Below are 19,374 nucleotides of genomic sequence, written 5' to 3' on the forward strand. Positions count from 1 at the left end.
AGAAGCGCCCACAGCTGCTTGTCTTGCTGCAGTAACGGCTTGCAATGTTCCCGCCTCATGCTCCATGTATCCTTTCACTGCACCAACTAACTGAGGTACTAAGTCATGGCGTTGTTTCAATTGAACATCAATATCCGCAAAGGCATTTTCTCTGTTTTCTCTTAATCGAACAAGTGCGTTGTAAATAGCAATAACCCATATTACTAATACTGCAACGACTATAATGGCAATCCAAAATCCACTCATTTTTTTTTGATTTTAATTTATTTATAAAGGTACAAAAAAAACAACTCCATGAAATGGTGTTGGATATTATTATGAAATGCTTAAAATAAAGCAGAGAAGTTTGGAAAGTGCTACATCAAAAAACCTATCATTAAATCCAATGACAAAGGATAAAATTATTGACCCGCTTTCGTAATTTACAAAATAGAATTCTTCCAACTCTAAGCGATAAAACATAAAAAAGCCCTAACATTTCTGCTAGGGCTTCTCTCTATTTTATTATGAAACTATACTGTTTCTACTTCGTCATCGTCGTGTTTGTGGTCTTTGCTTTTCATCAAGTCAGCCACAATTGGCGTTGCAATACATACAGAAGAGTACGTACCCACAATTACACCTATCATTAATGCAAATACGAAACCTTTAATTGCACCACCATCAAATAAGAAGATGGTTAATAGTACAATGAAAGTAGACATAGATGTATTTACAGTACGACCAAGAGTTGAGTTAATCGCATCATTGATAATATCGTTTTGAGTTTTTCTACGGTATTTATTCAAGAATTCACGAATTCTATCGAATACTACAACGGTATCATTAATTGAGTAACCCACAACCGTTAAAATCGCAGCAATAAATGCCTGGTCCACCTCCATGTTGAAAGGAAGAACACCGTGCAACAATGCAAACAATCCAAGAACGATAATAACATCGTGTGTCATGGCAACGATTGCTCCAAGACCATATTGCCATTTTCCGAATCGGATTAAAATATAAACGAAGATTATCACTAAGGATAAGATAATCGCAATAGAAGATGACCTTTGTAATTCTTCTGAAACTGTTGGAGAAACAGAACGGCTATTTTCAATTGTTGCCACTCCATACTTTCCTTCAACAGTAGCTAAAGCACTTAATAAATCTTTACGTACAGCAGCCTCAGAATTAGGAACGTTTTGTAAGTAATCTGTAGCAATTTCTACACGGAAATCTGAATTTCTAATTTTCACCTCAACAGATGCTGGAGCACCGTCTACTTGAAGTCCGTCACGAAGAACTGCTTTGATTTCTTCTACATCTTGACCAACTGGTTGTTCAAATACAGTTTCGTAAGTTCTACCTCCAGCAAATTCTACAGAAGGCTTCAAACCACGTGTTGAAATAGCGATAATTCCACCCAATACGAGAATACCAGAAACGATATAAAATTTCTTACGGTTCTTGATAAATGCAAGGTTTACGTTGGTAAATGCATTCTTCGTCATTGGAGTTGAAAAAGTAAAGCTTTTCTTTTTTGAAACTTGCGATTCGAAAATCAAACGGGTAATTACAACAGCAGCAAACACTGAAGTGAAAATACCAATAATTAAAGTCGTTGCGAAACTTTCAATAGGACCTGATCCGAATGTTTTCAACACAATAGCAACCAATAATGTAGTTACGTTGGCATCAATAATAGAAGAAAGCGCATTTGAATAACCATCTTTAATGGCTAGTTTCATTCCTTTACCCTCTCTAATCTCCTCACGAACACGTTCGAAGATAAGTACGTTTGCATCCACCGACATACCAATAGTAAGAACGATACCTGCAATACCGGCTAATGTAAGAACCGCTCCAAATGCAGCTAAGAAACCTACAATTAAAATAATATTCATTACCAATGCTATATCAGCAACAATACCCGCACGACCGTAATAGAAGATCATGTAAATCAAGACTAAACCAAGAGCAAAGGCAAAAGAAATTAATCCTGAACGTGAGTTTTCAGCTCCAATTGTTGGTCCAACCACCGCTTCATCCACAATGATACATGGAGCTGGAAGAGCACCTGCGTTCAATAAGTTTGTTAATGCTTGTGCTTCTGCAACTGTAAAGTCACCAGAAATTAATGTTTGTCCACCTGTAATTGGTCCGTTAATGATTGGTGCGCTGTACACTTTCTCATCCATCGTAATGGCAATAAAGTTCCCAACGTTTTCAGAAGTCATTTTACCCCATTCCTCTGCACCACGATCACTCATATCAATACTCACACCACGGTCAGACTGATTTGGATCGAAAGATAAACGTGCATTTTCGATATCTGTACCTCCTACTCTTGCTTTTAAATCTTGAGGGATTTTCATTGCATAAAGTGTGTAGTAAAGTGTATCTTGAATTCCAATATTTTCACTTTTTGAACCCCATACGAATTTAATGTTTTCTAACATCAACTCTTCTGCTTTGTCGTTCAAGATTGTGTTTACTTTAGCCGTATCTGCAGATTTAGCGAAACCTAAACGTGGACTATTTTGGAATCTACCTTCGCCATCAATATTCACTTGGAACATTCTACCGAAAGAAGACAACTTAAATGAAGTATCTGCTGCTGCCTCCTCTTCCACTGCTAATTCCTCCTCTAAACTTAAAGTTGTTGTATCAACTGTCTCTACAGTTTCTGTTGCTTCCGTTGATGTTGTATCCTCTTCATCGCTAAACAAGTCATCAAACTCATCATTACTTACGTCATCAGAACGTTCTATTAATAACTCGTTAAAGAAACCACCTAACTCTTCTCCTTTATAAGCAAGGTAGAATTCTAGGTTGGCAGTACTTTGTAAACGTTGTCTAACAGTTGCTTGATCTTTTACACCAGGAAGTTCAATGTACAAGCGATTTGCATTATTGTCCTTTGTGATATTAGGTTGAGCAACACCAAATTGGTTAATACGATTTTCCATAATCGTTTCCACACCATCTAATGCACCATCAGAAAGACTTCTTAAATAAGTTTTCGTTTGCTCATCAGTTGCTTTGTTTGTAATTTTAGATACGACATCATCGCTAGAAAATTCACGAATCAATAGACGATCTGGATACATTTCTTGGTGTTTTGCAACAAAAATATCGATGAAATCACCTCCTTTTGCGTTAAACTCTTCCAAAGCACTTTCGTAAGGCTTTTTGAAATGTAAATCTCTAGGATTTAAAGCTGCATTTTTCACTAGATCTGACATTGACAATTCAAGTGTCACAGACATCCCTCCTTCAAGGTCAAGTCCTAATGAAACGCTTTTTCCTTTTACTTCATTAAAAGTGTTTCCTAAGAAAACCTCTTCTTCATTCTTCTCTTTTAAAATTTCATTTATGAAAGCAGCTTTTGCTAAGGCATCCGCTTCGTTATCAGTATTGAAATTTACAAAAGTTCCGTTAGGCAACTTTACAGAGTCACCCTCTGCACTTGCCTTTAGAGCTTCTACCCTTTCAATAGCTAATTCCTCAGCTTCCTTTTCAATACCACCTCCAATAAAAGAAAATGAGATTTGGTATATACTTACCACTAACAGTAAGATTGTAAAAAACCAAAAAAATCCTTTGTTACGCATAGTTAAAGTGTCGTTTATTATTTAATAGCTGGCAAATATAGAATTATCATTTATTAAACACAACCTAAACTTGAGTTGTTATTCATTTTTTTTGATTTGCCTAATTCTCCCTGAACAATTGAAAAGTGTAAAGTTGTTAACTTTCTCCTATCTGACTCCTTTAATCACAATCATATAGGTCTGTGTAGCGAAATATTACTTTGTTTTTATTATTTTCGCGCTCAATCTAGAATAAAACGACCATTATATTAACAAGTAAATTAAGTTATGAAAAAACAAATTATTGCGCTTACTTTCATTAGCACCTTACTTTTTTCAGGTTTCGCCAGAGCGGATGAAGGAATGTGGCTACCTTTTTTATTGGGTAGAAATTATGAAGACATGAAAAAACATGGATTAAATCTTACCCAAGAGGAAATCTATAGTATCAACAACTCCTCACTAAAAGATGCCATCGTTTCATTTGGTGGATTCTGTACTGCGGAAGTGATTTCAAAAAAAGGATTATTACTTACAAATCATCACTGTGGATATGATGCGATTGCAGACGCTTCAAGTGAAGAAGAAAATCATTTAGATAACGGATTTTGGGCTAAAAGTTATGAAGAGGAAATCGCTATTCCGGGCTTAACGGCTACTTTTGTTATTTCTATTGCGGATGTAACAGAACAAATTGCAGCTAACCTAACAGATGAAATGTCTGAGGAAGAACGTGCAATTAAGATTAGAGAAATTTCTGCTGAATTAACTAAAGAAGCTGTAGGAGAATCTAACTATAAAGCATTTGTACGTGATTTCTTTGAAGGAAATGAATTTTATTTATTCGTTACAGAAACATACGAAGATGTACGTTTAGCGGGAACACCACCAGAATCTATCGGGAAATTCGGACATGATTCTGACAACTGGATGTATCCTCGTCACACTGGAGATTTTGCCATGTTTAGAATTTACTCTGGAACTGACAATAAACCAGCGCCATACAGCGAAGACAACCAACCATACAACCCAAAGCACTCACTTCCTGTATCTATTAAAGGATATGAAAAAGGAGATTTTGCAATGGTTTTCGGTTTCCCAGGATCAACAGATCGTTACCTTTCTTCTTTTGGAGTGGAACAAGCGGTAAACATTGAACAACCAAAAAGAGTAGAAATTCGTAGAAAGAAGCTTGACATCATGAAGAAATACATGAATGAAAGCACTGAAGTAAGATTAAACTATGCATCAAAGCACGCACAGGTGGCTAACTACTGGAAATACTTTATTGGTCAATCTGAGCAGTTAAAAAACAACAAAGTAGCCGACAAAAAACGTAAGTTAGAAGCTAGGTTTAATGAGTTTGCTGCTGAGAACCCGGAGTATGCGGATATCATGGAAACGATTCAAAAAGCTTACGCCTTTACCGATAATCAAGTTTATGCTGATGTTTACCAAAGTGAATTTATTTACTCGGTAGACCTTAACTTAAACGTTTTCCGATTTGTTCTTTTAGAAAACTACATCGAGCAAGGAATGGGAGAAAGAGCTTACGGAAGCTTTAAGGAACGTATGATGAGCTTTTACGAAACAGCGAATTTGGATTTAGAATTTGAAACTTTAGAAGCTGTACTTAAAATGTACTACAATGACATTCCTGCTGAAATGATGCCTGAATTGATTAAAAACGCAGGAGACAAAGGAAAATTGAGCAAACTTGTTAAAAAAGCGAAGAAAAAATCTATTTTCTCTTCAAAAGCGAAGTTTGAAAAATTTGATGAATTGGTTGAAAAATCTGAGGAATTTCCAATGGAAACTTTGAAGAAAGATCCACTTTTTCAGTTAATTGAATCCATTTACATTGAATACAATAAACTAACAGAAAACGAAGAGTATGTAAAGGTAATGAATGACCTTGAAAGAGCGAATAGATTATTCGTAAAGGGTTATAGAGAAATGGACAAAGACAAAACGTTCTATCCTAATGCTAACAGTACTTTGCGTTTAACTTATGGTTCTATTCTTCCTTATTCTCCAGAAGAAGGAAAAGAATACGACATTTATACTACTTTGGAAGAAGGGTTGAAAAAAGAAGATCCAAACAACCCTGAATTCCATGTTTCACCAAAATTAAAAGAGTTATTTGCCAACAAAGATTTTGGTAGATATGCCAATGATAAAGGAGAAATGGTAGTCAACTTTATCAGTAACAACGACATTACAGGAGGAAATTCTGGTTCTCCAGTTCTAAATGCAGATGGTCACTTGATCGGAACTGCCTTTGACGGAAACTGGGAAGCAATGTCAGGAGACATCTTCTTTGAGAAAGACATACAACGTACTATTTCTTGCGATATCCGTTATGTTTTATTTATCGTTGAAAAATACGGTGAAGCACATAACTTAATTGAAGAAATGGAGATTGTTGAATAAACTTTTTCTTGATCTTTTTGAAAAGTCCAGGCGTTCTCGTCTGGACTTTTTTGTTTCAGGAAAAAGTCCAGCTCCTTCCCTGTTCTTTTGTTTAAATTGGTTGATAGCACGTTCGCAATTTTATTTTCAACAAATTGAAAAAGAAATTTTCCTTAGGATGAGTTTAGACTAGAGGCATATATCAAAGGAGGAAACAAACATACAGAACCAATTATTGTAGCAGCACCCCATTAAAAAGAACTATTCTTATATTGTGCTGTTAAAACAGAAGAGCATTCAGCTTTCTAAAGCTTAAAATCAAATAAGAAAGTTAAAAATGAAAAGTAAATGAAGATTTCGATTGAAGAGATACGAAAACAGCTCACACTCACTTTGCCCGGAGAAGAAGCTCACCTTCCTATGTCTCCAATGGGCAGAGGTAGATCATCTGAAGCGATTAAAAAATCGCAAAATTATAGAGTTAGCGCAGTTGCTTTAATTCTTTATGAAAATCAAAATGAATTAAAAGGAATTCTCACTCAAAGATCGCCTTATCGGGGAATGCACAGCGGAGAAATATGTTTTCCTGGAGGAAAAATGGAAGATTTTGATCATGACTTAAAACAAACTGCAATTAGGGAAGCCACAGAAGAAATTGGGTTAAAACATGAGCATTTTGAATTGTTGGGAGAATTAACCCCTGTTTTTATTCCGGTAAGCAACTTTAGTATTCAACCTTATGTTTTTCATTATAAAGAACAACCTATTTTCGTTAAAAACATCAGAGAAGTTGCCGAAATATTCTCCTTTCCAATTCATCAATTATTTGACGAAAGTATTATCAAAAAAAAGAGTCTCAAACTTTCTGACAATAGAATACTGGATAATATTCCCTATTTCGACATCAATAATAAGGTGGTTTGGGGAGCTACGGCTTTGATTCTTCATGAGTTTAAGAAGATGTTTAGTTGTTAATGATTAAGGTTTAATTAATGTTTAACGTCCAGGGTATTGAATTTCAACTGCGTTGAAATTGTGGCTTTTCGTTAAAAAGCGGCCAGCACAAACCTCGTTAATCATTAAACCTTAAAAATTAATCATTAGAAATACAGCGCAAATACTTCAACATTAAACCTTAATTAATGATTAACGTCCAGGGTATTGAATTTCAACTGTGTTGAAATTGTGGCTTTTCGTTCAAAAGCGTCCAGCGCAAACCTCGTTAATCATTAAACCTTAATAATTAATCATTAGAAATACAGCGCAACCATTTCACCATTAAACATTAGAAAAGCCCATACCCTACGTAGCCCACCACTTCTTTGATCAGTCCGAACCAACCGTTAAAGGTGTCTGCACTGGGTATGATGAACTCATCCCAATGGTAAAACCTTTCTTTTCCCACGTACTGATCTGTTGAGAAAGGAGTGACTTCAAATTCATAATTTTCGAAAGAAGCTTTTGCTCTTTTCATGTGACGGGCAGATGTGATGAGTAAAAAACTATCGAAATGCGGGTAGGATTGTTGAAAAAGAGCTGCGGTAAATTTCGCGTTTTCGTTGGTGTTTCTCGATTCTGTTTCGGTAATGATATCGATTTCAGGAATTCCCCACTCCACAAGCTGAACTTTTAATTGTTCTGCTTCTTTTAATCCTCTGTCAATTACATTCCCGTGTTTACCCACAATGCAAATTTTACTTATTTTTTTGGCTTTATATAAATCTATCGCTTGCCAAATCCTATCTCCTCCCCTTCTAATGCTCAATCGATTTGCATCATTATCATATTCGAACATTCCACCCAAGACAATGCCTACATCGTGGTGATTTATTTCTGTTTTATTTACTGCTGGAATTTCCCATAAACGCAGGGCTTCTTTGTAAATGAATGTATTGGAGAAAAATAGAATAATAACGATTGAACTCACTTTAGCCATCTGTTTTACTTTCTTCTTTTTTGCGAAAGCCCAAATAAAAATAGACAAAAGAAGCCAAGTTAACGGTGTGATTAGGAAGTATATAATTTTAGAAAGAATCAATATCATAGGGCGGAATCTTATGTAGACACAATTAAAAAGTTATATTTGTGACAAATTTAATTTTTTTAACCAATACATAATTATGGATAATGATATTCTAAACACCGAGAAGTACTTTGGCATTTCTCAAGGTGAATTATTTGCTAAAATAGTAGAAATTGGAACTAACCTTCTAATAGCGGTAGTAATTTTCCTTGTTGGAATGAGACTCGCAAAGTTCTTCAGTAAAATGGTCGTGAAAATTCTTGAAAAAAGAGATTCAGACAGAGGTTTGATTACTTTCATGCAAGGCTTAGTGAGTGGACTTGTGAAAGTTTTAACCATCGTAACGGTTTTCTCTCAAGTAGGAATCGAAATGACTTCTTTCATTGCTATTTTAGGAGCCGCGGGTTTAGCTATTGGTATGGCATTCTCTGGAACTTTAAGCAATTTGGCGGGTGGAGTAATGATATTAATTTTCAAACCGTTTAAAGTTGGAGATTATGTTACAGGATCTGGAGAATCTGGTACTGTTCAAGAAATTCAAATTTTCCATACTGTAATGACAACGCCAGATAACAAAACGATTATCATTCCTAACGGTCCTTTGTACAACGGAAACATCACCAACTTCAGTATGCAACCTACACGACGTGTTGATTTCACATTTGGATTTGGGTATGGAGAAGATTTAAAACTTGCTAAGGACACGATTTTAGAGATTGTAAATGCGCACGATAAAATATTTAAAGATCCTGAGCCATTTGTAAAACTAGGATCTTTGGGTGATTCATCAGTGAATTTAACAGTAAGAGTTTGGTGTAACAAAGAAGACTACTGGGATATTTTCCACGCTATTCATGAAGAAGTGTACCAAAAATTCGATCAAGAGGTTGAAGGTTTATCAATTCCTTATCCACAAATGGATGTACATGTTAATGGAAACGCTTAAAATTATCCAACAATATTTAAAAGAGTCGCGAAAGTGGCTCTTTTTTTTTGATGATACTTTCCATCAATAAAAGCATTTATACTCACCATTTTCACTACTGTAGAAGTTAATTTCAGCCCTAAAGTTTTCTTAATCCATAAAATGAACTAATTTCATCCTCTTTGAAAGATTCATAAAGGAAAGTTTGTGACTTTTCTCAATTGCGTTTATCCTAACATCGCTTTTGATTAAAGCCGCAACTATCTAATTTTTAAAATAATACCATGCATTTCCATCAAACAATACATAAACTCTTACTTTCATATAGAGAAAAGCATAATCAAAATTTTAATTTTCTGGTCAGACAAAGAGCAAGCACCAATGACAAAAAGTATCCCGGTGGAAAATTTGCACATGGTATGGTTTTTCAGGGGACTGATGATTATTGTTTTGTGGCGCTTTCGGACAAAAGTGGTGGAGCAAATTCTACTAAAAGCATAGGAATTGTTATCCGACCATTACAGAACAACACCTATTCTGCGCACTTCGAAATAGTTTTTCCGGGGATAGAAGACCCTGAAATAATTGCATTTTATAAAGAGCTAGCAACAAAATTTACAGAAATAAAATGGGATAAAAAAGGCGAAAGAGCTTGGTTGCATATCGGAGAATTCTCTGAAGATAGCCCTACGCTATTATACAATTGGTTAGATGAAAATTATCCCATTCTAAAAGAATCAGCTCTAAAATCTGGAATCGACGACATTCTTCCTAATGATGAACGCTTTGAACAATTGCAAGATAATTTAGCAAAAAGGCTGAAATCAGATAAAAAGCCGATAAATTACTGGATATTTCAAGGAAACTCTAAAATTTACAATATCACCAAAGCCTTAAAAGCCGGACATTTAAAAAGTTGGAAAGTTGCAGCGCATAAGGAGAAAATTAAAGTGGGTGACCAAATAATCGTTTGGCAAACTGGAAATCGAGCAGGTTGTTACGCCTTAGCTGAGGTTACTTCAGAGGTAGGTACTTTCGAGGAAGAAGAATACGAACAACAGTACTACATCAATTCAGAGGAAACACCTCCTACTCATCGTGTGAAAATTATAATCACTAAATACTTAGCAGATGATCCTATTTTATGGGAAGAAATAAAAAACAATCCGTTATTTTCAAGTTTCAATGGGGGAACACAAGGCACTAATTTCAGTGCTACCGAAAAAGAATTTAAGGCTTTATTAGGAATGACTAAAACAACAGATATAAATTACTGGATCTACTCACCAGGAAGAAATGCAGAACATTGGAATTCATTCTATGAAGAGGGCATAATGGCAATTGGCTGGGACGAGTTAGGCGATTTATCACAATATGAAACAAGAGATGACATTTATTCTGCTTTACAGGAAAATTACGGCGGTGAAGGGAGTAAAAAGAATAACGTTACCGCAAATTTCGAGTTTTCCAGAGAGATAAAAATTGGTGATGTCGTCATTGTAAAAAAAGGTAGGAATGAATTGCTAGGGTATGGTATTGTGACTTCAGACTATTTTCATAATAACTCCAAGAAAACATACAAAAGTAGCAGATCGGTGGATTGGAAAATAAATGGAAGTTGGAAAACAAACCGAAGCTTAGTGCTGAAAACGCTCACCAATATCACGAATTATAAATCAGACGATGATGATTACGAATTTTTCTATCAGCGATTGATGGGGTTAATGCAAGGTGACGAAAAACAAATAGAAATAATGCAGAAGCTAAAATTGCCAACCAACCAAATCCTCTTCGGACCTCCAGGAACAGGGAAAACTTACTTTTTAAAAGAACAGTTATTTGACCAATATACTTTAAAGGAAACCTCAATATCACATGAAAAGTATTCTGAAAAAATAGTTTCTGATTTAACATGGTGGCAAGTCACAACTTTGGCATTATTAGAGATTGGTACTGCCAGCGTAAATGAAATTCTAGAAAATCGGTGGGTTGCAAAAAAAGCAAGTCTTTCTGAATCTAAAAATGTGAGAGCAACCCTTTGGGGAACTCTGCAAATTCATACAATAGCTGAATCAAAAAATGTGGCTTATACACAACGAACAGCTCCTTTTATTTTCGACAAAACTCAAGAAAAGACATGGAAGCTACTTTCTACTGAATTGGATGAACAAGCTCCAGAATTAAGAGAAATCAAAGATTCTGTCGACAATTACAATCCCGACCCAGATAAAATCATCAAAAACTACGATTTTGTTACCTTCCACCAATCTTTTGCCTATGAAGATTTTATTGAGGGAATAAAACCGATTTTACCTGAAAATGAAGCGGAAGAATCAATAGATCTCGGTTATAAAATTGAAGATGGTGTTTTTAAAAAACTGTGCTTAAAAGCAAAAAATGATCCCAACAATAGATATGCTATTTTCATAGATGAAATAAATCGTGGAAATGTTTCTGCCATTTTTGGTGAACTCATCACCCTTATCGAAATTGATAAAAGAACAGGCGCAAAAAATGAATTGAGTATTAAACTCCCCTACTCTAAGGAATTGTTTAGTGTACCTTCAAACATAGATATTTACGGCACAATGAACACCGCCGATCGTTCCGTTGAAGCGCTCGACACTGCTTTGCGAAGAAGATTTTCGTTTAAAGAAATGATGCCAAATCCTGAACTATTGAGCGATATTGACATCGAAGGAATTAACTTAGCTGAACTCTTAACAACCATCAATGAACGAATTGAAGTCCTTGTAGATAGAGACCATACGATTGGACATTCTTACTTCTTGAATGTTGAAAGCAAAGAAGACTTGAAAAATGTTTTTATGGATAAAGTCATCCCACTATTGCAAGAATATTTCTTTGGAGATTATAGTAAAATGGAATTGGTGATTGGCTCTTATTTCTTTAAGAAAGAGCTTCCAAAAGTTACTTTCGCGGTAAACAATCAGGAATATTACGAAGAAAGGAAGCGCTATGTTTTTAAAGATTTCGACAGTTCAGATTTTGACATTATCACAGCACTGAAGGCTTTGTTACTCATCACAGAAGAAGCATCTTAGACCGTGAGAAAAGTCATCAACAGATTTGAACATGGGCGCTTATTCATTGGTGAAGAAGGCTTTAATCAAACGCATTTAGATGCTTTGATTAAGTTAAACACCGTTCATGAAAGCGCGTATTTTGACATTATCCCGAAAGGTATAAAGTTCAAGCAGTTTGTGGGTGTATTGCAAGTGGGTGAACTCCTGTTACAAATTCATCCCAAAGCAGACAAAGACGAAAACGATGGTGAATGGAAAGGTGTTTTACTACAAATGTTGAAAGCTTGTGGAAGAATTAAGGCACAAAGCGCAGGTGAAGCTCAGGTAAAAAAGCAGCACCTTAATCTTTTAGAAGTTTATTTCGAATATTTCCTCAGAGAAATTGAATATTTAATTCATCGGGGATTAATTAAACAGTATCGCCGCGAATCTGGAAATGTAAAAGCATTAAAAGGAAAACTAGAATTTGCACAAAATATTCGTCACAATCACATTCATAAAGAACGCTTTTATACCACGCATCAGGTGTATGACACCAATCACCAATTACACCAAATTCTTGCTGTTGCACTAGAAATTGTCGGACAATTCTCGCGTGGCTCTCGCTTAAATGATTTGTGGAGACGAATGACTTTATCTTTTCCCGAGGTAGAACACATTAAAGTAACTTCCAAACTATTGGAAAGTGTGACTTTTAACCGTAAATCTATGCCTTACAAAAGAGCTTTTGAACTGGCGCGCTTGATTATCTTAAATTATTCTCCCGACATCAATAAAGGACGAGAAAATATGATTGCCCTACTCTTCGACATGAACGAATTGTGGGAGGACTATGTTTTTATCCAATTGAGAAAGGAAGTTTTAAAACCTAATTCCAAATACAAAGACTACGAAGTTTTACCCCAACGATCCAAAGGATTTTGGAAAGGCAACAGTCTAAAACCCGACATCGTAATTGAACACAAAACCACGAAGCGCAAATTTGTAATCGACACCAAATGGAAAAGACCAGGTTTCACTGCTAGCGTCGATGACTTAAGACAAGTTTACACCTACGCTCGTTTTTGGAATGCAGAAAACGTAATGCTCCTCTACCCCGGAGATTTCAGAAACAATAAAGAAGGCATTTTCAAAACTACAGATAGCGTTCCTTTTTCTAAAGACGAGATTTCTCACAAAGGCTATTTGAGATTTGTGAAAGTGGTTGAGGATGGCAGGTTGTGTGCGGATTTGGGTGAAAAGGTTTTGGAGGGGTTTGTGGGGTGATGCAACGAAGATAATTGCTTGAGTTGAATTGATTTTAATAAGCTTATATGTTAGAATTCTGTCATTTATGCGATATACTTATGACATATACATATTATTTACATATATTTGCGTCAAACAAAAGTAATAGCCATGGGAACAACACATAGCTTAGATAGAGTGATTAAGCCAAAAACTGAATACTCTATGAACAAAGAAAACAAACTTCAGAAAATTTTAAAAAATAAAAAGTCTATTCAAATGACTGCTAAAGAGTATGAAAGCTATAGGCTTAATGCATACGCTGCGGTTAGATAATATTTACACTTTTTCAATTATATAGACCGTTAAATACGGTCTTTTTTTATGGCCTCTAACCTACTAAAATATTGTCACTATACACCAATTCGAAACTCCAATCTAACGAGGAGTATTTCTTTTCCTTTTCAAAAAGACAATCCAGATAGGATTAAAGCGTTCAAAATAAAAATTAAAAAGAATATAGTCTACATCGTTTAAATCTATTACTACCAGGACTATGCCTTTATAAAATTTCATCCTAAAATTCATGAAAATCACCCAAACAAATATCAAATAATTGGTATGGGATTATCTGTAGGCAACATCAAAAGGCTACTCAACACCTCATGTAAAATCATTCTTGATGAAATAGATAAAAGTGATAATGAGAATATTATTTATTCTTTTTTTGGTCAATGGTATGAGAAAGACAACGATAAAAATAGAATTATATCAAAACGATTTAGTCTTTATAGAAAACAAGTTGCTACATTTTTCAGTTTGATAAATTTCTTCATTCTGAAGAAGAAGCAATTAACTTTTATTGCATTTCACCAATAAAGAATAAAAAATTCAACAAACAAGTCATCAAACTTAGAAACGAATTAGCAAATGACATGAATCTAACTGAATTATTTATGACAGAAAAAGCAAAAGAAGATTTGTTAGATTATCAATAAATTGCAGATTACTTTCTGCGAGAATCAATGCCTAATTTTACTTATAGAGAGATTAAAATTGTTCTACACCAGAGATTCCCAAAACAACAAAGATGATATTTTCAAAACTACAGACAGCGTTCCTTTTTCTACAACGGAGATTTCTCACAAAGGCTATTTGAGATTTGTGAAAGTGGTTGAGGATGGGAAATTGTGTGCGGATTTGGGTGCGAAGGTTTTGGAGGGGTTTGTGGGGATAGACGAGTTAATTTGACGTATTTCGTGCTGTAATCCAAGTCTACGTTACTGAGCTGAATTGATTTTAACTGGCCTTATATTTACTTGGTAAAACAAGCCACGAAACCTAGGCAATTCTAAGTATAGTGTGCCTTAACTTTGGCTAAATTCAAGAATCTTATTTTGACAGCATGGAAATGTGTAAATAACGCGAGATATTAAGAGAATCTCGCAATATTATCAAAAGAAGCAAATTGCGCTTCAATTAAGAAAACTTTAATTGTTGCTTTGATAAAGGAATATTTAGCTGAATTCCCAAAACAACAAAAAAGATGATTTCAAAACTAAAGACACCGTTCCTTTTTCTACAACTTAAATTTCCCGCAAAAGCTATTTGAGATTTGTGAAGGTGGTTGAGGATGGGGAATTGTGTGCGGATTTGGGTGAGAAGGTTTTGGAGGTGTTTGTGGGTGATTAAAACATTAAGCTTGGTTAAATCTTGCATTTAACCTCTTTTTAGACTTGGAATCGGTTTTGGCGCGTACGCTCGAAAACCATATCACCCTAACTATCAACTGGTATACATCTTCCGCATCCGCTCCACCATTCCTTTCATATCTTCAACCAGCCAATCAGGTTCCACAACCCTTAGTCTATCCATGTGCATAAAAAGCAACTGACTAAATTCATAATTGGGCTTTAAGAAATATTCAACCATGGTTTCTCCATCTTTTTCTTCAAGAATTTCCTGTGAATGATGCAAGGGCAATGACTTTAAATAAGGGATTTGAGTTGATTTTACAGCAATTACAATTTTAGTGAGTTCGCTTACAGAATAAGTTAATCCAACTGTTTCTCTAAAACGGTCTTTTAAATTCAAGTCTTTTTTGGCTTCGAAAGTTTTGGTCAGCAATTCAAATGAAGAAATTCGATCAATTCCAAAAGTGCGCATTTCATTGATTCCTGACACCTCTCCTACCACATACCAACGTCCTTTGAACTCTTTGAGTAGATAAGGTTTAACCCGATACTTTCTCGTTTTACCCGATTGGTAACTTTCATGGTTAAAGCGGATGTATTGCTGATTCCGAATGGCTTGAAGTAGCTCCTGCAGATATTCAATTCCAGAAATATTTCCTTCGTGTTCAAAATCAATATAATTCAAAGTTTCTTTGCTTTCATGGAGACTTTCTTGAAAAACATGCGCTGTTTCTACCAACTCCAACAAACGCAAAAAACTATCTATCGGTAAACTTTTTTCTTTGTTGATAAAATACCCTCGTTTACTTTGATTGTACTCAATTTCGACATCAAATTCATTCCGAATCGCCTCAAAATCTCTTTCTATAGTTCGTTTGGAAGCTTTTAAACCTATGCGTTCAATATAATCCATGATTGAATCCATGGAAGGATATTGTCCTGACTCGAGTTGATCGATGATGCGTTTGTAACGGCGGATGATGGCTTGTGCTGACATGGAATAAGGTGTTATTTGGTAAGAAAAGCAAACACGTAAAAATATAAGATAGAAATTGCAATTGAACTGAAATTACCAACTAAAAAATAATCGTTTTCTATCTTTTGAGCGTTCTCCTCTTTACTCTCCATGAATCTAGTACCCAATTTTATTGCACCAAAAACGACTAGTATTGTTGGGATTACTAAAATTAACCCTATAGCCATTATGAATCTTTCTAAAACTCCTTTAAAAACCGATAAATTCATTCGTAAAACTCTCTTTGAATCCTTATTACTTGTTTCATTCTTGTCCATAAACTTTTTCTTTAAGTATCTGAACCAAGTGAAATTAAACAACAGCTCTCCTAATAAAAAAATGACGATAAATAATAATAAGTTATACATTGAGTACAGTATTAAAATTGGTAAATAGTCTTTTACACGTTGTGTATTCTTCAATATTTAAGCTTTTATATCTCCTCCACGCACTAGACACATTAAGATTTAGAGCTTCAGCTACTTCTTGATAGCTTTTGTTTAGTAAAAACTCTTTAACAATATAGTAATCATTTATCTTCCAGCTATCAATATAGAATTGATAAATTAAAAATAAATCACTTAATATTTGTTGTGCTTTTAAATTGTTATTCAGCATTATTATAAATCTATTTTTATTAGACTTTGACTGATTAAGCTTTTCTCTCGACTCTGTAAGACCATCACCTAACATTTCGTAGGCATTCTTTTTATTTATAGGTGTTTCAATTTCGCCATAATTGAGTACAAATCTCAACTTAAAGCCCCACTCATTTTGAATGATTTCTTCTTCTATTTGAAAAATTATTTCTATTGCATTACCCATAGTATTAATGATGCCTTGAAACTCATCACCAAGTGTGATTGTTAGTGGAGATGTTAATTGGTTTTTCCATTGGTTATTAATCTTGTCAACAAGCGTTTTAAAATTACTCATAAGTAACGTTGAGTCCTTTTTTCGACTTTCAACAATATCAGCCATTAAAATCGGATAGTTCATAATAAATATTTTAAAGTAATCAAATATAACAAAATTATTGCACTAATAACGCAAACATACTCAGGTTTGCGCTAAACGTGCAAAAACAATATACCTTGCATTATTAATGCAAAAAAAGGTTGAGTTATAATTTGATTTTAAAATAGTATCCGCTTAGAAAGGCTAAACACAAGCTTTGTTAAAAGAAAAAGGAGTTAAGAATGTTCTCTTTTAGACTTAAAACTCATTCCGAATCGCCTCAAAATCTCTTTCTATAGTTCGTTTGGAAGCTTTTAAACCAACGCGTTCAATATAATCCATGATTGATTCCATGGAAGGATATTGTCCTGACACGAGTTGATCAATGATGCGTTTGTAACAGCGGATGATGGCTTGTGCTGACATTGAGTTTTTAGGCGAATATAAGGATATTGGTTTTTCTTCAACATTTCTAGCGGGAGGAGTCTTTATTTTTCTAGTCCTCCCCCTTACCCCCCTCCAAAGGGGGAAGTAATCACGAATATTCTCTTTTTAACAAAATGACTTTCATAAACTTTTTTTAAGAAGCTTTACACTTGTTCAATCAAAAACCTACTTGGCATCGTAGCCCACTTTGGAGGGGAATACAGGGGGAGGAATTTCACTACAATTACTCTTAATTCACATTTATTTAAAAGTATAAAACCACCCTCCGACACCCTCTGTCGGTATCCTCCCTGACCTTTGTTTTAAATCAAAAAGAAAACGAAGATGAACAACAATTTAATGGAGTTAAAAGAAGAATTTAATGAGAAAATAAATCGCTTAGAAAAGAATAGAATTTAATTAAAAAACCTCAACGTTTGCTACAAATTTCTTTAAGTGTGTTCATAATTTTAGTAAACCGATAATCTTGATTTTCATGAAATAAATTCCCAAGAATGGCTTCTTGTTGATTGCGATTTTCTATTATTTTATTAAAACAGTGAATGAGATAATTTTTTACTTTGTTCTCGCTTGATAATATTTGATTTTTAAGTGTCGATGTATGATTCAGAATATACACGATATCCTCAAAATCATGACTTGTTCTAGGGTCTTCTCCACCACGATTTTCAAAAGCTGTAAATTTTGTTGCTAAAAAGTAAGGAAGTGACAAACATCTAACAGTAATATCATCAATTTCAACTTCAATTAAATCTTTAAATCCAGACTCAAACCATTGATTTGCTGGCGCCCATCCTACTTCTTTTGTGGACATAACATCTACTTTTATGTCTTCGAATCTGAAACGACAAACAACCTTGTCCTCATGTGATTGATAAAATCCTTTTTGTTCTAAGCGCTTTCTTATTCTTTCCAACTCACCAAAACTTGTGATTTCCAAACTAATATCTATATCTTTTGTTGGTCGAACATCATCAGCTGATTTATCATCAATATACAAACTCACCACTGCGCCTCCAACGAATACAGCATCATTATTAAGCTCTCCTAACGCATGGGCGATTTTTTTAGTGGCAGTTCTATTAATTAAGGTGTTCTTCATAATAATCGTTTTTTCAATTCCTCTTTAGCCATATTAACTTCGCGTGCTTTACCTACTCTTAATGTATCACACAAAGCCATAAACTCATAAAATAATGGATCTTTCAAACAAGCTTCGGGAACTTTTGGGTGAAGTGGCTCTATAGCCTGCCCTCTTATTGTCCCCCCCCCATAAGGCCATACGAAAGACTCATCACTCATAATTTCCTTTTTTAATGGCGATGCTGAGTGTGCGGTTGGAATTCCTCTAAGAATAGACCCAGGCTTCTGCGGATAAACATATTTTAAACCATGTACTAAGAATTCTAATATAGACATTCTCATTAAAGTCTTTTTGTTCTGGGTTATTAATCCAGCAAAAGCTGAGCGATTCAAGCTCTCACTCACTTCACTAGCGCTAATCCCTAATTCATAGGATAAATCCTTCATCAACCAAGGTTTATTTTCTTTAGATGCAATTTTTAAAAGAATCACTATATCATGTGGACGCATTCCATTGTGCTTTTTCATGAAATCAAGTTTTATACAAATATAATAATTAATTCGCGATTCGCAATTCGCGAATCACTAATGTCCGATTAAAAAGGCTTTACCGCAAAAACATAAGTTTCGCTATATCTCCTATGTCTTTTTCATTTTTTTCTTGATAAAAAAACGAAACAAAAAAATCAAAGGAATTCCAAGGCGAATGCTTCGCACCATGAGATTTTCTAAAGCTCCATGCTATATTTCTTTTTCAAAGAAATGCAATTCCACTTGAAAACTCATTTTCGCTGTGGAATCCCAAACGCCACGAACATACTTTTTCTCAAATCTAAGCCCTTAAAATCGCAAAACAAGCCATAGTACAGAATAGACAAAGACTAAAGAATAATCATAAAATTTATATCGGACGCCAGTGATTCGCGAATTGCAAATCAAACTGTAGTCCTCCCCCTTATCCCCCTCCAA

17 protein-coding genes (1 of these 17 only partly in view) are annotated in these 19,374 nt (G+C 34.8%); 8 read left to right on the forward strand and 9 right to left on the reverse strand.

What is annotated here, in order from left to right; genetic code table 11:
* A protein-coding gene (locus DIT68_RS03270; RefSeq protein WP_109358383.1) for a LemA family protein crosses the window boundary here: on the reverse strand, nucleotides 1-246 show its 5' end (the start). Its footprint begins 318 nt before the window's first position; the window shows 246 of its 564 coding nt (coding positions 1-246); it begins with the start codon at nucleotides 244-246; its stop codon lies beyond the left edge, outside the window.
* Nucleotides 247-512: 266 nt separating this feature from the next.
* On the reverse strand, nucleotides 513-3,596 hold the full coding sequence (gene secD / locus DIT68_RS03275; protein ID WP_109358384.1) for a protein translocase subunit SecD: 3,084 nt from the start codon (nucleotides 3,594-3,596) through the stop codon (nucleotides 513-515).
* A 267-nt stretch (nucleotides 3,597-3,863) separates the two neighbouring features.
* Here secD and DIT68_RS03280 point away from each other — a divergent pair, with 267 nt between their 5' ends.
* Nucleotides 3,864-6,008 carry a S46 family peptidase gene (locus DIT68_RS03280; protein WP_109358385.1) on the forward strand — a complete coding sequence of 715 codons (2,145 nt, stop codon included), beginning with the start codon at nucleotides 3,864-3,866 and terminating at the stop codon, nucleotides 6,006-6,008.
* A gap of 327 nt (nucleotides 6,009-6,335) precedes the next feature.
* Nucleotides 6,336-6,962, forward strand: coding sequence for an NUDIX hydrolase (locus DIT68_RS03285; RefSeq protein ID WP_109358386.1), 627 nt, complete (start codon nucleotides 6,336-6,338; stop codon nucleotides 6,960-6,962).
* A gap of 310 nt (nucleotides 6,963-7,272) precedes the next feature.
* On the opposite strand, the gene DIT68_RS03290 is transcribed toward DIT68_RS03285, so the two are convergent.
* Complete coding sequence (locus DIT68_RS03290) at nucleotides 7,273-7,923, reverse strand: YdcF family protein (protein WP_158276098.1); 651 nt, start codon at nucleotides 7,921-7,923, stop codon at nucleotides 7,273-7,275.
* Between the two features lie 184 nt (nucleotides 7,924-8,107).
* On the opposite strand from DIT68_RS03290, the gene DIT68_RS03295 reads away from it, so the two are divergent.
* The 6 genes from DIT68_RS03295 (at nucleotide 8,108) to DIT68_RS03315 (ending at nucleotide 14,460) form a co-directional block, all read left to right on the forward strand.
* Nucleotides 8,108-8,956, forward strand: a complete 849-nt coding sequence (locus tag DIT68_RS03295; RefSeq protein ID WP_109358388.1) for a mechanosensitive ion channel family protein — start codon at nucleotides 8,108-8,110, stop codon at nucleotides 8,954-8,956.
* Between the two features lie 263 nt (nucleotides 8,957-9,219).
* Nucleotides 9,220-12,000, forward strand: a complete 2,781-nt coding sequence (locus DIT68_RS03300) for an EVE domain-containing protein (RefSeq protein WP_109358389.1) — start codon at nucleotides 9,220-9,222, stop codon at nucleotides 11,998-12,000.
* 3 nt (nucleotides 12,001-12,003) lie between these two features.
* Nucleotides 12,004-13,248: an McrC family protein gene (locus DIT68_RS03305; RefSeq protein WP_109358390.1), complete on the forward strand. Its 1,245-nt coding sequence runs from the start codon at nucleotides 12,004-12,006 to the stop codon at nucleotides 13,246-13,248.
* A 132-nt stretch (nucleotides 13,249-13,380) separates the two neighbouring features.
* The gene (locus DIT68_RS16270) at nucleotides 13,381-13,545 is read left to right on the forward strand and encodes a hypothetical protein (protein ID WP_158276099.1); all 165 of its coding nucleotides are present in this window, start codon (nucleotides 13,381-13,383) and stop codon (nucleotides 13,543-13,545) included.
* A 285-nt stretch (nucleotides 13,546-13,830) separates the two neighbouring features.
* Nucleotides 13,831-14,088, forward strand: a complete 258-nt coding sequence (locus DIT68_RS03310; protein ID WP_109358391.1) for a hypothetical protein — start codon at nucleotides 13,831-13,833, stop codon at nucleotides 14,086-14,088.
* A gap of 177 nt (nucleotides 14,089-14,265) precedes the next feature.
* Nucleotides 14,266-14,460: a hypothetical protein gene (locus DIT68_RS03315; RefSeq protein WP_109358392.1), complete on the forward strand. Its 195-nt coding sequence runs from the start codon at nucleotides 14,266-14,268 to the stop codon at nucleotides 14,458-14,460.
* A 534-nt stretch (nucleotides 14,461-14,994) separates the two neighbouring features.
* On the opposite strand, the gene DIT68_RS03320 is transcribed toward DIT68_RS03315, so the two are convergent.
* From DIT68_RS03320 to DIT68_RS03340, 6 genes are all read right to left on the reverse strand, one after another.
* Nucleotides 14,995-15,900 carry a helix-turn-helix transcriptional regulator gene (locus DIT68_RS03320; RefSeq protein WP_109358393.1) on the reverse strand — a complete coding sequence of 302 codons (906 nt, stop codon included), beginning with the start codon at nucleotides 15,898-15,900 and terminating at the stop codon, nucleotides 14,995-14,997.
* An 11-nt stretch (nucleotides 15,901-15,911) separates the two neighbouring features.
* On the reverse strand, nucleotides 15,912-16,196 hold the full coding sequence (locus DIT68_RS03325) for a hypothetical protein (protein WP_146194102.1): 285 nt from the start codon (nucleotides 16,194-16,196) through the stop codon (nucleotides 15,912-15,914).
* Between the two features lie 82 nt (nucleotides 16,197-16,278).
* Nucleotides 16,279-16,917, reverse strand: a complete 639-nt coding sequence (locus tag DIT68_RS03330) for a SatD family protein (RefSeq protein WP_109358395.1) — start codon at nucleotides 16,915-16,917, stop codon at nucleotides 16,279-16,281.
* Between the two features lie 216 nt (nucleotides 16,918-17,133).
* On the reverse strand, nucleotides 17,134-17,301 hold the full coding sequence (locus tag DIT68_RS16275) for a hypothetical protein (RefSeq protein WP_158276100.1): 168 nt from the start codon (nucleotides 17,299-17,301) through the stop codon (nucleotides 17,134-17,136).
* 430 nt (nucleotides 17,302-17,731) lie between these two features.
* Complete coding sequence (locus DIT68_RS03335) at nucleotides 17,732-18,424, reverse strand: nucleotidyl transferase AbiEii/AbiGii toxin family protein (protein WP_109358396.1); 693 nt, start codon at nucleotides 18,422-18,424, stop codon at nucleotides 17,732-17,734.
* The gene (locus DIT68_RS03340) at nucleotides 18,421-18,933 is read right to left on the reverse strand and encodes a hypothetical protein (RefSeq protein WP_109358397.1); all 513 of its coding nucleotides are present in this window, start codon (nucleotides 18,931-18,933) and stop codon (nucleotides 18,421-18,423) included. Before DIT68_RS03340 ends, DIT68_RS03335 begins: the two co-directional genes overlap by 4 nt.
* Nucleotides 18,934-19,374: the final 441 nt, after the last annotated feature.

It is taken from the genome of Brumimicrobium oceani (assembly GCF_003143775.1).
GTDB classification, from domain to species: domain Bacteria; phylum Bacteroidota; class Bacteroidia; order Flavobacteriales_D; family Crocinitomicaceae; genus Brumimicrobium; species Brumimicrobium oceani.

Coding starts and splice junctions, on each gene's coding strand:
- secD (WP_109358384.1), bottom strand. CDS start 3,596: ATGCGTAACAAAGGATTTTTTTGGTTTTTTACAATCTTACTGTTAGTG.
- DIT68_RS03280 (WP_109358385.1), top strand. CDS start 3,864: ATGAAAAAACAAATTATTGCGCTTACTTTCATTAGCACCTTACTTTTT.
- DIT68_RS03285 (WP_109358386.1), top strand. CDS start 6,336: ATGAAGATTTCGATTGAAGAGATACGAAAACAGCTCACACTCACTTTG.
- DIT68_RS03290 (WP_158276098.1), bottom strand. CDS start 7,923: ATGGCTAAAGTGAGTTCAATCGTTATTATTCTATTTTTCTCCAATACA.
- DIT68_RS03295 (WP_109358388.1), top strand. CDS start 8,108: ATGGATAATGATATTCTAAACACCGAGAAGTACTTTGGCATTTCTCAA.
- DIT68_RS03300 (WP_109358389.1), top strand. CDS start 9,220: ATGCATTTCCATCAAACAATACATAAACTCTTACTTTCATATAGAGAA.
- DIT68_RS16270 (WP_158276099.1), top strand. CDS start 13,381: ATGGGAACAACACATAGCTTAGATAGAGTGATTAAGCCAAAAACTGAA.
- DIT68_RS03310 (WP_109358391.1), top strand. CDS start 13,831: ATGGGATTATCTGTAGGCAACATCAAAAGGCTACTCAACACCTCATGT.
- DIT68_RS03320 (WP_109358393.1), bottom strand. CDS start 15,900: ATGTCAGCACAAGCCATCATCCGCCGTTACAAACGCATCATCGATCAA.
- DIT68_RS03325 (WP_146194102.1), bottom strand. CDS start 16,196: ATGGACAAGAATGAAACAAGTAATAAGGATTCAAAGAGAGTTTTACGA.
- DIT68_RS03330 (WP_109358395.1), bottom strand. CDS start 16,917: ATGAACTATCCGATTTTAATGGCTGATATTGTTGAAAGTCGAAAAAAG.
- DIT68_RS16275 (WP_158276100.1), bottom strand. CDS start 17,301: ATGTCAGCACAAGCCATCATCCGCTGTTACAAACGCATCATTGATCAA.
- DIT68_RS03335 (WP_109358396.1), bottom strand. CDS start 18,424: ATGAAGAACACCTTAATTAATAGAACTGCCACTAAAAAAATCGCCCAT.
- DIT68_RS03340 (WP_109358397.1), bottom strand. CDS start 18,933: ATGAAAAAGCACAATGGAATGCGTCCACATGATATAGTGATTCTTTTA.